The sequence below is a fragment of the Amycolatopsis eburnea genome (genome assembly GCF_003937945.1).
Classification (GTDB): domain Bacteria; phylum Actinomycetota; class Actinomycetes; order Mycobacteriales; family Pseudonocardiaceae; genus Amycolatopsis; species Amycolatopsis eburnea.
This window is the reverse complement of sequence record NZ_RSEC01000024.1, coordinates 115891-129353: the sequence shown is the minus strand read 5'-3', so window position 1 is coordinate 129353 and position 13463 is coordinate 115891. Positions and strand designations below refer to the sequence as shown.

At 74.1% G+C, this 13463-nt stretch carries 14 protein-coding genes; 7 read left to right on the top strand and 7 right to left on the bottom strand.

Going from position 1 to position 13463, the window contains the following annotated elements; translation table 11 throughout:
* Nucleotides 1-14 precede the first annotated feature (14 nt).
* On the top strand, nucleotides 15-527 hold the full coding sequence (locus EIY87_RS06840; protein ID WP_125306811.1) for a CGNR zinc finger domain-containing protein: 513 nt from the start codon (nucleotides 15-17) through the stop codon (nucleotides 525-527).
* A gap of 3 nt (nucleotides 528-530) precedes the next feature.
* Here EIY87_RS06840 and EIY87_RS06835 read toward each other — a convergent pair whose 3' ends face one another.
* The 5 genes from EIY87_RS06835 to merB are packed head-to-tail and all read right to left on the bottom strand — an operon-like array spanning nucleotide 531 to nucleotide 5542.
* The gene (locus EIY87_RS06835; RefSeq protein ID WP_125306810.1) at nucleotides 531-1310 is read right to left on the bottom strand and encodes an LLM class F420-dependent oxidoreductase; all 780 of its coding nucleotides are present in this window, start codon (nucleotides 1308-1310) and stop codon (nucleotides 531-533) included.
* Nucleotides 1307-2233, bottom strand: coding sequence for a phytoene/squalene synthase family protein (locus tag EIY87_RS06830; protein ID WP_125306809.1), 927 nt, complete (start codon nucleotides 2231-2233; stop codon nucleotides 1307-1309). The genes EIY87_RS06835 and EIY87_RS06830 overlap by 4 nt, the downstream gene beginning before the upstream one ends.
* The gene (gene crtI, locus EIY87_RS06825) at nucleotides 2230-3702 is read right to left on the bottom strand and encodes a phytoene desaturase family protein (RefSeq protein ID WP_125306808.1); all 1473 of its coding nucleotides are present in this window, start codon (nucleotides 3700-3702) and stop codon (nucleotides 2230-2232) included. Before crtI ends, EIY87_RS06830 begins: the two co-directional genes overlap by 4 nt.
* Before the next feature lies 1 nt (nucleotide 3703).
* A complete protein-coding gene (locus EIY87_RS06820) occupies nucleotides 3704-4792 on the bottom strand; it encodes a polyprenyl synthetase family protein (protein ID WP_125306807.1) in 1089 nt (362 codons plus the stop codon).
* Between the two features lie 60 nt (nucleotides 4793-4852).
* Nucleotides 4853-5542, bottom strand: coding sequence for an organomercurial lyase (gene merB / locus EIY87_RS06815; protein WP_125306806.1), 690 nt, complete (start codon nucleotides 5540-5542; stop codon nucleotides 4853-4855).
* 106 nt (nucleotides 5543-5648) lie between these two features.
* Between merB and metF the strand changes: the two genes are divergently transcribed.
* The 3 genes from metF to EIY87_RS06800 all read left to right on the top strand — a co-directional run bounded on the left by metF (nucleotide 5649) and on the right by EIY87_RS06800 (nucleotide 9696).
* Nucleotides 5649-6533, top strand: coding sequence for a methylenetetrahydrofolate reductase [NAD(P)H] (gene metF / locus EIY87_RS06810; protein WP_125306805.1), 885 nt, complete (start codon nucleotides 5649-5651; stop codon nucleotides 6531-6533).
* 42 nt (nucleotides 6534-6575) lie between these two features.
* Nucleotides 6576-8261 carry a DUF885 domain-containing protein gene (locus tag EIY87_RS06805; RefSeq protein WP_191983983.1) on the top strand — a complete coding sequence of 562 codons (1686 nt, stop codon included), beginning with the start codon at nucleotides 6576-6578 and terminating at the stop codon, nucleotides 8259-8261.
* Between the two features lie 565 nt (nucleotides 8262-8826).
* Nucleotides 8827-9696, top strand: a complete 870-nt coding sequence (locus EIY87_RS06800) for a DMT family transporter (RefSeq protein WP_125306803.1) — start codon at nucleotides 8827-8829, stop codon at nucleotides 9694-9696.
* A gap of 16 nt (nucleotides 9697-9712) precedes the next feature.
* Here EIY87_RS06800 and EIY87_RS06795 read toward each other — a convergent pair whose 3' ends face one another.
* Together EIY87_RS06795 and EIY87_RS06790 are read right to left on the bottom strand one after the other, a co-directional pair.
* Entirely contained in the window at nucleotides 9713-10285 is a 573-nt protein-coding gene (locus EIY87_RS06795) for a GNAT family N-acetyltransferase (RefSeq protein ID WP_125306802.1), read from the bottom strand.
* Nucleotides 10282-10794 carry a YbaK/EbsC family protein gene (locus EIY87_RS06790; protein WP_125306801.1) on the bottom strand — a complete coding sequence of 171 codons (513 nt, stop codon included), beginning with the start codon at nucleotides 10792-10794 and terminating at the stop codon, nucleotides 10282-10284. Before EIY87_RS06790 ends, EIY87_RS06795 begins: the two co-directional genes overlap by 4 nt.
* Nucleotides 10795-11008: 214 nt before the next feature.
* On the opposite strand from EIY87_RS06790, the gene EIY87_RS49255 reads away from it, so the two are divergent.
* From EIY87_RS49255 to EIY87_RS06775, 3 genes are read left to right on the top strand one after another with little or no spacing between them, the layout of a single operon-like run.
* Entirely contained in the window at nucleotides 11009-11914 is a 906-nt protein-coding gene (locus EIY87_RS49255; RefSeq protein WP_125306800.1) for an SAV_6107 family HEPN domain-containing protein, read from the top strand.
* Nucleotides 11904-12671 carry a maleylpyruvate isomerase family mycothiol-dependent enzyme gene (locus EIY87_RS06780; RefSeq protein ID WP_125306799.1) on the top strand — a complete coding sequence of 256 codons (768 nt, stop codon included), beginning with the start codon at nucleotides 11904-11906 and terminating at the stop codon, nucleotides 12669-12671. Before EIY87_RS49255 ends, EIY87_RS06780 begins: the two co-directional genes overlap by 11 nt.
* A gap of 58 nt (nucleotides 12672-12729) precedes the next feature.
* The gene (locus EIY87_RS06775) at nucleotides 12730-13461 is read left to right on the top strand and encodes a VOC family protein (protein ID WP_125306798.1); all 732 of its coding nucleotides are present in this window, start codon (nucleotides 12730-12732) and stop codon (nucleotides 13459-13461) included.
* The last annotated feature ends 2 nt before the right edge of the window (nucleotides 13462-13463 follow it).

The window sequence follows — 13463 nt, the reverse complement described above, 5'->3', positions numbered from 1 at the left end:
CGTTACAATGGGGCATGGCTTTTCCGCACCGGGATTCCGTGCAGCGCGCGGTCGACCTGCTGGACGTCCTGCTCCCGGAACCCGACCCGGCCGCGGTGGTGCGTGTCCTGCGCGAGCACGGGGAAACTGACATTTCAGATGTCGACGTGACCGGCCTGCACGCGGCGGCACTGGAGCTGCGTGCGGTGTTCGCGGCCCCGGACGTGGCTACGGCGGCTTCGGTGCTCAACGCGTTGTTCGCCAAGTACGCGCGTCCGCCGCGGCTGACCGACCACGACGACGGTTACGGCTGGCACCTGCACGTGGACGCGTCGGACGACGGCCCGTGGGGCGCGTGGCTGGTGACGTCGTCGGCGCTCGGCCTGGCCTCGCTGCTGGCCGAGCGCCAGGACGTGCCGGGCGGGCTGTGCGCGTCGCCGTCGTGCGGGAAGCCGTTCGCCCACACCGGTGGGGGAAGTCCCCGGAGGTATTGCTCGGCCCGGTGCGCGACACGGGAGCGGGTCGCCGCGCACCGGGCGCGAAGGTGAAGCTCAGCTGGTGGTCTTGTCCCGCCAGGCGACCCACTTCTCGAGCGCGCCGAGGTCGTAGTCCGGGCCACCGACCCCGACCGTGAACGTCGTGACCCCCAGGTCCAGCAGCTTCGGGCCCAGCTCGTCCGGCTCGCCCTGCACGCCGCACGAGCGCTCGATCTCGCCCGGGTCGCGGCCGACGTCGGCGCAGTGCTGGTCGAGGATCTTGACCTTGCGCTCGACGACCTCCGGGTCGCCGAAGCCGTGCCAGATGTCGCCGTGCTTGGCCACGAGACGAAGGGTCTTCTTCTCGCCGCCGCCGCCGATGAGGACCGGGATCTTGCGGGTCGGGGCCGGGTTCAGCTTGCCGAGGCGCGACTCGATGCGCGGCAGGGACTCCGCGAGGTCGTCCAGGCGGCCGCCCGCGGTGCCGAACTCGTAGCCGTACTCGTCGTAGTCCTTCTCGAACCAGCCGGAGCCGATGCCGAGGATGAGCCGGCCGCCGGAGATGTGGTCGACCGTGCGGGCCATGTCGGCCAGCAGCTCGGGGTTGCGGTAGCTGTTGCAGGTCACCAGCGCGCCGATCTCCACGCGGGACGTCGACTCCGCCCACGCGCCGAGCATTGTCCAGCACTCGAAGTGCAGGCCGTCGGGATCGCCGTAAAGCGGGAAAAAGTGATCCCAGTTGAAGATGATGTCGGCGCCGAGCTCTTCGGCGGCCGAAGCGGTGCGCCGGATGGTGTCGTAGTCGGCGTGCTGCGGCTGGAGCTGCAGGCCGATCCGGATGCGTCGTTCGCTCATGATCGCAGCCTACGACCGCCCCGGAACGTCTCGCGCGCCCAGACCGCGGCCAACGGGGGTAGCGCGACTACCAGCCTGCGCGACTTCGGCACCACGGCCCGCCGCGTCAGGACGTCGTAGTCCAGGGCGGCGATCTCGTCGAGGATGCCCTGGTACAGCGTCAGCGCCGTCCGCACGCACGGCCGGGATTCGGGGCGCAGCAACGGAACCCCCGCTTCGGCCCGCCGGTACACCGCCCGCGTCCGCGCGACGAAGTACGCCAGCGCCGCGCGGATCCGCGGGTCCGGCCGGCGCTCCTCGAGCAAGGAACGCGTGACGCCGAACGCGGCCAGCTCGTCGAGCGGCAGGTACAGGCGCCCCCGGTCGAGGTCCTCGCCGACGTCGCGCAGGAAGTTGGTCAGCTGGAACGCCTCGCCGAGCGCGATGGCGCCCGGTTCCGCGTCCGCGACCGGCCCGATCGTGCCGAACACCGGCAGCATCTGCAGCCCGATCACCGCGGCCGAGCCGTACATGTACTCGCCCAGCTCGGCGAACGTCCGGTACTCGACCGGCTTCACGTCCATCCGCATCGACTTCAGGAACGCGTCGAACAACTCGCGCGAAAGGCCGTAGCGCCGCACGGTGTCGGCCAGCGCCACGAGCACCGGGTCGTCCGGGGTCCCGCCGTCGAAGACGACGTCGACCAGGGTGCCGACGCGGTCAAGGGACGCCGCCGGGTCGCTGCCCGGCTCCGGGTTGTCGACCAGCTCGTCGGCCATCCGCGCGAAGCCGTACAACGCGTGCGCCGCCGGGCGGGCGCGGGCCGGCAGCAGCCGGGTGGCCAGGAAGAACGTGCGCCCGTGGTGGGCGTTGATGCGCTTGCACCCGGTGTACGCGGCCCGCAGCTCCGGCGCGCGGATGCCCGCGGCGTCGAGTTCGTTCACCGGCCGGTGATCCTTTCCGCCGCCAGCCGTCCCGAGATGAGCACCGGCGGGATGCCGACGCCGGGGGTGGTGCCGCAGCCGGCGAGCACGACGTTGCCCGCCGCGCGCACCAGGTTCGCCGGCCGGAACGGGCCGGTCTGGGAGAACGTGTGCGCCAGCGAGAACGGCGTCCCGGCCGCGAGCCCGCGCGCCGCCCAGTCCGCCGGGGTGATCGTTTCGTCGACGCCGAACTCCTCGCCGAAGCCGGTCAGGCCGCGCGCCTCCAGCGTGCGGAACAGCTCTTCGCGGTACGGCCCGCGCACGCGGTCCCAGTCGATCGAGCCGCGCTGGGTGTTCGGTGCCGGCGCGAGCACCGACACGATCTCGCCGCCGCGCCCGGCCAGCCCGGGGTCGGTCGCGGTCGGCCGCGTGACCAGCAGCGACGGGTCGCTCATCAGCTTCCCCTCGCGGATGATCTCCGCGAACGTCCGCTCCCAGGCGCCGCCGAAGAAGATCGTGTGGTGCCCGAGGTCCCACCTCCGGGTGGTCCGCCCGTGCACCACCACGGCGGACGGCGAGTAGCGCAGCGGCACCGGCCGCCGCGGCCGCGCGCCGATGAGCCGGTACGCCGAGGACAGCTCGGTCGCCAGCACGACGGCGTCGCACGCGATCCGCTCGCCCGAGCGCGTCCGCACCGCCCGCACCCGCGAATTCACCCGTTCCAGCCACGCGGCTTCGGTGCCGAACCGCACGTCCGCGCCCGCCCGGGCGGCGGCGCCGGTCAGCGCCCGGCCGATCTCGCCCATCCCGCCCTCGGGGTAGTAGACGCCGCCGACGGTGTCCATGTACGAGATGACGCCGTACGCGCCGATCGCGCTCGCCGGGTCGAGACCGGCGTAGAGCGCCTGGAAGGTGAACAGCCGCCGCACGCGCTCGTCGAGCAGGTAGCGGCCGACGCGCGGGCCGAGCTTGCCGAACCCGCCCAGCGCGGCGAGCTTCGCCAGCGCCGGGTGCGCCAGGTCGAGCGGCGAGTCGAAGTTCGCCCCGATGAACCGGTCCTTCTGCACCGCGTACAGCTCGCTGAGCCAGCGCCGCAGCGCCCGGTAGCCCGCCGCCTCGCGGGCGCCGGCGAAGGCGCGGATCTCGGCCTCCATCGCGTCGCCGTCGGTGTGCAGCGCGAGGGAGCTGCCGTCGGCGAAGCGCGCCTGGTACGCGGGGTCGAGCCGGGTCAGGCGCAGGTTCTTCTCCAGCGTCTCGCCGACCGCCGCGAACGCCTCGTCCAGCAGCTCCGGCATGGTCAGCACGCTCGCGCCGGTGTCCACGGCGTTGCCGTCGAAGCTCTGCTGGCCCGCCCGGCCGCCCGGGGTGTCCGCCTGCTCCAGCAGCGTGACGCGCCGTCCCGAGCCGAGCAGGTGCAGCGTCGCCGAAAGCCCGGCCAGCCCGGCCCCGATGACGACGACGTGGTCGGCGGGCCCGTCGATGGTCCGCACGTCAGTACGTCCGCTGGGTGGCCTTGACGACCAGCCCGGTCAGCGCCTCGGGCGCCGGCTCGGCCAGGTGGGCGCGCTCGAGCGCGGCCATCGCCGCCGTCGTCAGCTCGTCGATCCGGCGCTCGACCGCGTCGACCGCGCCGACCTGCCGCAACGCCATCCGGACGGTCTCGACGCCCTCGTCGGAGAGGTCGGCGTCGCCGATCGCGTCCGCGATGACCGTGGCCGCGGCCGTCTCGCCCTTCTCGGCGGCGAGCTGCAGCCCGAGCGCGACGAGCAGCGTGCGCTTGCCCTCGCGCAGGTCGTCGCCGGCCGGCTTGCCGGTGACCGACGGGTCGCCGAACACGCCGAGCAGGTCGTCCCGCAGCTGGAACGCGACGCCGACCTCGCCGCCGAACTCCAGCAGCGTGGCGATCAGCTCGGGGGAGGCCCCGCCGAGCGCGGCACCCAGGTGCAGCGGCCGCTGGACGGTGTAGGCGGCGGTCTTGAGCCGGTCGATCTTGAGCGCGGCCTCGACGGAGGCGTCGCCGGTGGCCTGCGTGCGGACGTCGAGGTACTGGCCGGCGAGCACCTCGGTGCGCATCGCGCGCCACGCCGGCCGCGCCGCGGCGAGCGTCTGCGCGGGCAGCGGGGCGTCGGCGAACATGTCGTCCGCCCAGGCCAGCGCCAGGTCGCCGACCAGCACCGCGGTGGCCAGGCCGAACGTCGCGGGGGAGCCGAGCCAGCCCTGGTCGGCGTGCAGCTTCGCGCCCGCGATGTGCACGGTCGGGAAGCCGCGGCGGGAGTCGGAGGAGTCGATGAGGTCGTCGTGGATCAGCGCGCACGCCTGGATCAGCTCGAGGCTGGCCACCGCCTGCAGCACGCCCTCGGCGTCCGGGCCCGCCGGGTCGCCGCCCGCGCCGCGCCAGCCCCACCAGGCGAACGTCGGGCGCAAGCGCTTGCCGCCGTTCAGCACGAACCCGCGCAGCGCGTCGATGCCGGCGGCCACCGTCGGCTCGGTCGCCAGGATCTCGGTGCCCGCCCGGTCGAGGAACCCGGCCAGTGCCCGCTCGACGTGGGCGGGCAGGTCGGTGTCGGCGGGCGCGTTCATGCCGCCATCCTCGCCGAACCCGCGGGCGCGCGGGCCGCCGGGGCACCCGGATGTGGCGAATCAGACTCCGGCCGTGGCGGCCCAGAACGGCCCCGCCAGGCCGGCCTCGGCGAAGTAGGCGGCCGCGGTGCCGGGCTCCCGGCGCCGGTAGCCGCGTTCGAGCCGGCCTTCGTACCAGCCGCGCGCGAGCCGCCACAGCGTCACGAGGTCCAGCACGCACCCCTTGTCCTGCCCGGTTTCCGCGAGCCAGGCGTCCACACAGGACTCGCAGCAGAACAGCCGCTGGTTCGCGCACGTGTGCAGCACGTCGTCCCACATCCGCGCGACGGGCACGAGGAAGTGCGCCACCTGCGCGCCTTCCGGCGGCGCGGCCCGGTTCACCACCAGCGCGTGCGGCTGGCCGCAGCCGGGGCAGCGCGTCGCGACCAGCACCTCCGGCTCGTCCTCGACCAGGTGCGGGATGGCGAAGGAGTCCCACGCGCAGCCGCCCCACCACAGCGTGTGCGCGCCCATCACGGAGAAGCCGAGCGGCCGCGCGGCGAACGGGTGCGCCAGCACGACGTGCTCGCAGTCGTCGAGCACCAGGTGGTGGGCGTCGGCGAGGCGGTGCAGCGCCTGCTTCGCGACGGCCAGCGAGCCACCCGCCGCGTCGGCCAGCTCCGGCGCGGTCGGGGCCCGGCCGTGGTCGGCGAACGCGTGGTAGACCGCCAGGCGCACGTCCTCGTCCCAGCTCGCGTCGTCTTCGCGCACCAGGCCAGTTTAGTCCGCCATAGCGCCTCGAATGTGAGTCGAACCGCAGTCTCGCGACGCGGACGGGGGCTCCCGCATGCCGGGCATCGGCCCTTAACATGCAGGCATGACGTCGGTGATCGAGCGGTTGCGCGGAGACGGGCCGAAGTTCTCCATCGAGTTCTTCCCGCCCCGGGACGCGGCGGACGAGGCCGTCCTGTGGAAGGCGGTCCGGGAGCTCGAGCCGTACGACCCGGCCTACATGTCGATCACCTACGGCGCGGGCGGCTCCAGCCGCGACGGCACGGTCCGCAGCATCGCCCGCGTCGCGACCGAGACGACGCTGGTGCCGATGGCGCACCTGACCGCGGTCAACCACTCCGTCGCCGAGCTGCGGAACGTGATCGGCTGGTACGCCTCGGTCGGCGTCCGCAACATCCTCGCGCTGCGCGGCGACCCGCCCGGCGACGTCTACGGCGAGTGGATCCCGCACCCCGAGGGCCTCACCTACGCCGAAGAGCTGGTGCAGCTGGTCCGCGAGCTGGGCGACTTCTGCGTCGGCGTTTCGGCGTACACCTACGGCCACCCCCGCTCGCCCGACCTCGACACCGACACCAAGTACCTGGTCCGCAAGCTGCGCGCGGGCGCGCACTTCGCGATCGCGCAGCTGTTCCACGACCCCGAGGACTTCCTGCGGCTGCGCGACCGGGTCGCCGCGACCGGCTGCGACGTCCCGGTGCTGCCGGGCGTCATGCCGCTGACGACGATGCGGACCCTGCAGACGACGATCAAGCTGTCCGGCGCGCCCGCGCCGCGGAAGCTGCTCGACCGGCTGGAACCGCTCGCGGACGACCCCAAGGCGTTCCGCGCGGCGGGCATCGACGTCACCACCGAGCTGTGCGAGAAGCTGATCGCGGAAGGCGTGCCGAACCTGCACTTCTACACGTTCAACCGGTCGAAGGCGACGCGCGAGGTGATCGCCCGGCTGGGGCTCGTCCCGGCCCGTGCTTAAGTACGTACCACCGGGTCCGGGTGGCCCGGTAGCGTGCCGGACATGGCTTCCACTGCTTCAGACGTCAACGGCATCTGCGACCGCTACGTCGACGACTACGCGGCCGCGGACCCGGTCGCCGCGACCTCCCACGGCATCACCGGCCACGACCACCGGCTGACCGACTACTCCGCCGACGGCTTCGCCGAACGCGCCGGGCTGGCCGCGCGGGCGCACGCCGCCGTCGCGGCCGCCGAGCCGCGCGACGCCGCGGAACGGGCCGCGCAGGCCGTCTTCACCGAGCGCCTCGGCCTGGAGCTGGAGATCCACGAAGCCGGTCTCGACGTGGCGAGCCTGAACACCATCTCCAGCCCCGTCCAGGAGCTGCGGATGGTGTTCGACCTGATGCCGCTGGAGTCGGAGCAGGACTGGTCGGTCGTCGCGGCCCGCATCGGCGAGGTCCCGAAGGCGCTGGCCGGCGTCCGCGGCGGCCTCCTCGCGGGCGCCGACGCGGGCCACGTCGCGGCGCTGCGGCAGGTCTCGAAGGTGGCGGAGCAGTGCGAGACGTGGGCCGGGCTGAAGGACGCGAAGGGCTTCTTCGCCGCGCTCGTCGAAGGCGCGTCTTCGCAGGGCGAAGCGCTCAAGAGCGACCTCGCGCACGGCGCGCGCGCCGCCGACGAGGCGTTCGCCGAGTTCGCCGGCTTCCTGCGCGCGGAGCTGGCGCCGAAGGCCCCGGTCAAGGACGCCGTCGGCGAGGACGCCTACCGCCTGTGGTCGCGGTACTTCGTCGGCGCCGCGCTCGACCTGCGCGAGTCCTACGAGTGGGGCTGGGCCGAGTTCTCCCGCATCGAAGCGGAAATGCGCGCAGTCGCGAACCGCGTCAAGGCCGGCGCGTCCCCGAAGGAAGCCGCGGCGATCCTGGACGCCGACCCGCGCTACCGCGTCCAGGGCCGCGCGGAGTTCGAGGCGTGGATGCAGCGCCTGTCCGACGGCGCCCTGGAGTCGTTGCGCGGCAAGCACTTCGAGATCTCCGACCGCGTGATGGCCCTGGAGTGCAAGATCGCCCCGCCCGGCGGCGGCGTCGGCGCGTACTACACGGGCCCCAGCGAGGACTTCAGCCGTCCGGGCCGCATGTGGTGGTCCCTGCCGGCCGGCCGCGACGAGTTCAGCACGTGGCGCGAAACGAGCACGGTCTACCACGAGGGCGCCCCGGGCCACCACCTCCAGATCGCGACGGCGGTCGACCAGTCGGCGTCGCTGAACAAGTACCAGCGCCTGATGGCGTTCACGTCGGGCCACGCGGAGGGCTGGGCGCTGTACTCGGAGCGCCTGATGGAGGAACTGGGCTACCTGTCGGACGACGGCGACCTGCTGGGCATGCTCTCGGAACAGCTGTTCCGCGCCGCCCGGGTGATCGTCGACCTCGGCATGCACCTGGAGCTGACCATCCCCGCGGGCGCCGGCTTCCACGACGGCGAGCGCTGGACGCCGGAGCTGGGCCTGGAGTTCATGCTGACCCGCACGATCACCGACGAAGCCCACCTCCGCGACGAGATCGACCGCTACCTCGGCTGGCCCGGCCAGGCCCCGGCGTACAAGATCGGCGAGCGCCTCTGGCTGGCGGCCCGCGCGGAGGCGCAGGCCCGGGCGGGGGCCGGGTTCGACATCAAGCGGTTCCACACCGAAGCCCTGAAGCTGGGCGGGATGGGGCTGGACACGCTGCGGGAGCAGCTGGCGAAGCTCGACTGAGGTTGTGCGGGGCCTCGCCGGTTTTCGCCGGCGGGCCCCCGCCCTCCCTGGCAGGGCTCCGGCAAAGTCGTGCGCCCGCCGGCCCCCCGCCTGACGTTGCGGGTTCTCACCGACTGCCGTTAAGGCCACCTTGCGGGCGTCAGACGCCCGCAAGGTGGCCTTAACGGCATGGGGTTCCCGGCGACTGACCACTCACCGACCTCTGCGGCACAGAGCACAGAAGTCGAATTGGCCGCAGGCCCACCCGGCCCGACTTTGCCGGAGCCCCCGCCCTCCCTGGGGGGCGTCCCACGTCCAGTTTACCGGCCCCGCCCGACAAACCCGCCCGCAAAGCGATTTCGCCGGCCCGCTGTCCACAACCGCGCCACCCTGTGGAAAACCCCTCGCGCGGCCCCGAGCCGCACGGTTAAGTTCCCCTCGTGCACCGGATCTTCCTCGTCACCCCACCGCCCCGCGCCTGAGCGGGGTGGTCCCTCGCCGCGTGGCCTGAGCGCCCGCGGCGGCTTCGTCTTGCGCGCCGCCCCGCGTCGTCGATCTCCCTTTTCCTTCGACGCAGGAGCGTTCCTTGGTGTCTCTGCCCACGCGCGCCCGTTCTTCGGCCGCGCTCGTCCTCGCCGGTGTCCTCTGGGGCACCGGTGGCCTGGCCGGCTCGCTGCTCGGCGAGCTCGCCGGCCTCCACCCGCTCGCCGTCGCGGCCTACCGGCTGCTCGTCGGCGGCGGGGTCGCCACCCTGTTCGTCCTTCTGAAGGGCGGCACCGTCCCGCGCACGGCCGAAGCGGCCAAGCGCGTGCTCGTCGTCGGCGGCCTGTTCGCGCTGTTCCAGGCGAGCTACTTCGCCGCCGTCGCGCTCAGCTCGGTCAGCATCGCGACCATGACCACGATCGGCGCCGCGCCCGTCGTGGTCACCCTCGCCGGCACGCGGAAACCCCGCGGCTGGACGCTGGTCTCCGTGGCGGGCACGCTCGCCGGCCTGGTGCTGCTGCGCTGGTCACCGGATGCCGTGGCCACCCTCGGCGGGCTCGGCTTCGCGCTGCTGGCCGCGGCGGGCTTCGCGGCGTTGACGCTGCTCACCGCCAAGCCGGTCGACGGCCTGGAGCCGCTGCCCACGACGGCGTTCGGCTGCCTGACCGGCGGGCTGCTGCTGACGCCGGTCGCGAGCTGGACCGGCATGGCGCTGCCGCTGCACGCGGACGTCCTGCTGGTGGCGTGCTACCTCGGCGCCGTCCCGACCGCGCTCGCCTACGCCGCCTACCTGCGCGGACTGGCGGACGCGCACCCGGTGCTGGGGGCGCTGTCGGCGGTGCTCGAGCCGCTGACGGCGGCCGTGCTGGCCGCGGTGCTGCTCGGGGAACGGCTCAGCGGCACGGCGTGGTGCGGCGCGGCCGTGCTGGTCGCGGCGCTGGTCGTCGGCTACTGGCGGCCTGAACCGCGGTGAACCCCGGCGCTGCCCCTCAGCGAGGCTCGAGGGGCAGCGCCCGCCCGAGGATCGCGAACGGCCGCGGGTCGCCGGCGAAGTGGTAGTCGCGCAGGACGTCGACGAACCCGGTCCGCCGGTAGAGCTTCCACGCCCGGCTGGTGCCCTCGGGCGTGGAGAGCAGCACGTTCGCGCTCGGCACGCCGTCGAGGAGGCCGCGCAGCAGGTCCTCGCCGATCTGGTGGCCCTGGTTCTCCGGCTTGACGTGGATCTCGGTCAGCTCGAAGTAGTCGGCCAGCCAGCGGTCGGCCTCGGCGGGCCCGGACCGGCGGCTCAGGCCGTGGCGCACCTGCTCGTGCCACCACTGCCCGGCCCGGCCGCGGTAGCCGTAGGCCAGCCCGAGCAGGACGTCGTCGGCGTCGAACGCGGCCATGCAGCGCCAGCCCTCGCGCAGCGCGTGGGTGAGCCACATCGGCGCCCGCTGCTCGGCGGTGCCGGCCGGGTACCGCATCGCCCGCACGTAGATGTCGAGCGCTTCGGGCAGGCGTGCGCGGAACTCGTCCGTCGAGAGCTGGGCGTAGCGGGAGCAGCCGGCGGGCATCGCGGTCACAGCGAGCCATCTTCCTCCGCGCCGCCGAGCGCGCCGGGGGTGCCCCCGGTCAACGCCACCAGGTCCGCGAACGTCGTCGGGTAGACGGTCTTCGGGTGCCCGGCCGCGGCCCACACGACGTCGTGGGCGCGCAACGCGGTGTCCACCAGCGTCGGCAGCGGCGCCGGGTGCCCGACCGGGGCCACGCCGCCGATCGGCTGCCCGGTGTGCGCCCGCACGAAATCGGCGTCGGCCTTGCCGATCTCGCCGCCGGCCAGCCGCGCGAGCGTGGCCGGGTCCGCGCGGTGGGCGCCGGAGGTCAGGGCGAGGAGCGCGGTTTTGTCGGACCCCAGGCGGAAGATGAGGCTGTTGGCGATGGCACCGACGGGAACGCCGAGCGCTTCGGCCGCCTGCGCGGCGGTCCGCACCTCGGCGGCGAGCACTCGGATGCCTTCGGCGGCGGCGTGCTGCCCGGCTTCGGCCAGCGCGGCCGCCACCTTGGCGACGGCGGGGTGGTCCAGCGAACTCATGAGCCTATGAGATCACGCCACCGACCTGGTGTCCCGCGGGATTCCACCCCCGGGGTTGAGCGGATGCCCGGTCCGGGGTTACTCTGGAAATTGTTCGAACAGACGTTCGACATCTGGTGAGCGCGCACCGGTCTGGTGCCCGGCTCCGGGACGGGGGAAGCGTCTCGGCGCCGGGCCCCCGATCGAGCTCACGCCGCGCAGGAGGAGGGTCGCCATGTCCGTCAAGGTCGGGTCCCCCACGGACCAGGGGCAGCCCCAGCTGCCCATGTCGCTGCGCCCCCCGGTAACCCCGGCGGCGCCCGGCACCCACCACGGCCGCCCCCGCCGCCCCCGTCCGCAGGCTCCGGCGCTGAGGCAGCCCGAGCTGCCGATGTCGCCGGCGGTCGCGGAGGAACACCCCGCCGACGTTCCGGAGGTGGTCGGGCAGCCGCGCTCGTCGGCCGCGGAGCCCGCACAGCCTGGGCTGCCGATGCCGGTGCGCCCGACTGTCTCGGCCTCCGCGGATGCACCGGCGGAGCCCGCGCGACCGAAGCTGCCGGTGCGCCCGCCCGCCTCCGCGGATTCAGCAGCGGAGCCCGCGCAGCCGAAGCTGCCGATGCCCCTCCGCCCACCGGCTGCGGCTCCCGCGGACTCGTCGGCGACCGCGGCGTCCCCGCAACCCCTGCCGCTGCCCGCCGCCGGGGAGTCCGATCAGTCCCAGCTGCCCATGGCGCTTCGGCCGCCCGCCCCGCCGGCCGCCGCCGCGTTGCTGGCTCAGGCTCGGCGAGGGCTGGCCGAGGCCGAGCGGGAAACCGTCGTGTCCGAGCGGTTCATCGGGGCCTACCTCGCCGCCCTGCGCGGGGCCGCCGCCGTGCTCGAAGCGCGGGGGCGGCCGCATCGGGGGCGGGCTCGGCCGGCCAGCAGCTGGGTGCTGCTCGACTCCGTCGCGCCCGAGCTGCGCGAGTGGTCCGCCTTCTTCGCGGGCAACTCCGCCACCCGCGCCGCCGCGCAGGCCGGGATCACCGGGAAGGTCACCGGGGAGTCGGCCGCTCAGCTGGTCCGCGCCGCCGGGTTGTTCCTCGAACTCGTGCGCCGGCTGGTGCACGGCCTGCCGATCAGCGGGGAAGCCCATGTCGCGTGAGCACGGCCCGGTCGACCACGGGCGGCTGCTCACGGCGCTGGGGATCGAAGGCCGGGTGCTGGCCGAGGCCGTGCACGCCGCCCCGCTCGAAGCGCCGGTGCCCGCCTGCCCGGGCTGGTCGCTCGGCGAGGTCGCGCGGCACGTCGGGAGCCTGTACCGGATGGTCCGCCGCCGGCTCGCCGACGGCCGCGCCCCCGAAGACTGGCAGCGCGATCCCGAGCCGGGCCAGCCGCTCCACGAGTTCCTCGAGGCGGGTCTCACCGAGCTGCTCGACGAGCTCGCCGCCCACGACCCCGGCGAGCGCGCCGACACCTGGTGGCCGGCGGACCCGACCTACGGGTTCTGGCGGCGCCGGATGCTGCACGAGACGCTGATCCACCGCGTCGACGTCGAACAGGCGGCGGGCACCGAGCAGCGCGGCGTGCCCGACGACCTCGCGCTCGACGGCGTCGACGAGGCGCTCACCCTGTGGTTCGGCCAGAAGCTGCCGATGCTCGGGCTGACCGGCACGAAAGCGGGATCGGTCGGCGTGCGCGCCGGCGCGCACAGCTGGATCGCGCGCGCCGGGCCGGAAACCACGGAAGCCTGGCGCTGTTCGGCCGAGGAGGCCGAGGCCGCGGACGACGTCGTCACGGCCGAACCCGGGCGGATCTACCTGTGGCTCTGGGGCCGTGCGTCCCTGACCTCGGTGACCGTGCGGGGTGTGCACGACCAGGCGGCCCAGCTCTGGGCGCTGCTGCGGCTCGCGACCCGATGAACCGGCCGGTGGGGAAGCCGAACCGGAACTGTCGGGGGTGGCGGTTAGCCTGCGCCGCATGAACACGCGCCTGGTGAACCTGGTCGTCGACGCGGCGCGGCCGGAGGTCCTGGCGGACTTCTGGGCCGCGCTGCTCGGCTGGACCGCGGTCGTCGAAGAGCTCGGCGAGATCGACGTGCGGGCCCCGGAGACCGACGGCTGGGGCCTGGACCTCGTTTTCGTCCCGGTCCCGGACACCAAGGAGGTGAAGAACCGGATCCACCTGGATCTGGCGAGCCAGACCCCCGAGCACCAGGCCGAGCTGGTGGCGCGCGCCCTCGAGCTGGGCGGTGACCGGGTCGACGTCGGCCAGGGCGCGGTCCCGTGGGTCGTGCTGGCGGATCCCGAGGGCAACGAGTTCTGCGTCCTCGAACCCCGCGAGCGCTACGCCGGGACGGGCGCTGTCGCGTCGATCGTGGTCGACGCCCGCGAACCGGAGCAGCTGGCGGCGTTCTGGGCGGGGCTCACCGGCTGGCCGGTCGAAGCCCGCGAAGGCGACGTCCTGGTGGGCCTGCGCGCGCCGTCCGGGCGCGGGCCGTGGCTGGAGTTCCTCCGCAACGAGGACGTCAAGCGCGGCAAGAACCGCGTCCACCTGGATGTCGCGCCCCCGGCGGGCGCCGACCACGCCGCGGCGGTGAAGGAGGTCGTCGCGGCCGGCGCGGCGCCCGCGGACCTGGGCGGACCGGCGCTGCCGTGGCGCGTGCTGACCGATCCGGAGGGCAACGAGTTCTGCGTGCTCACCCCGCGGTGACT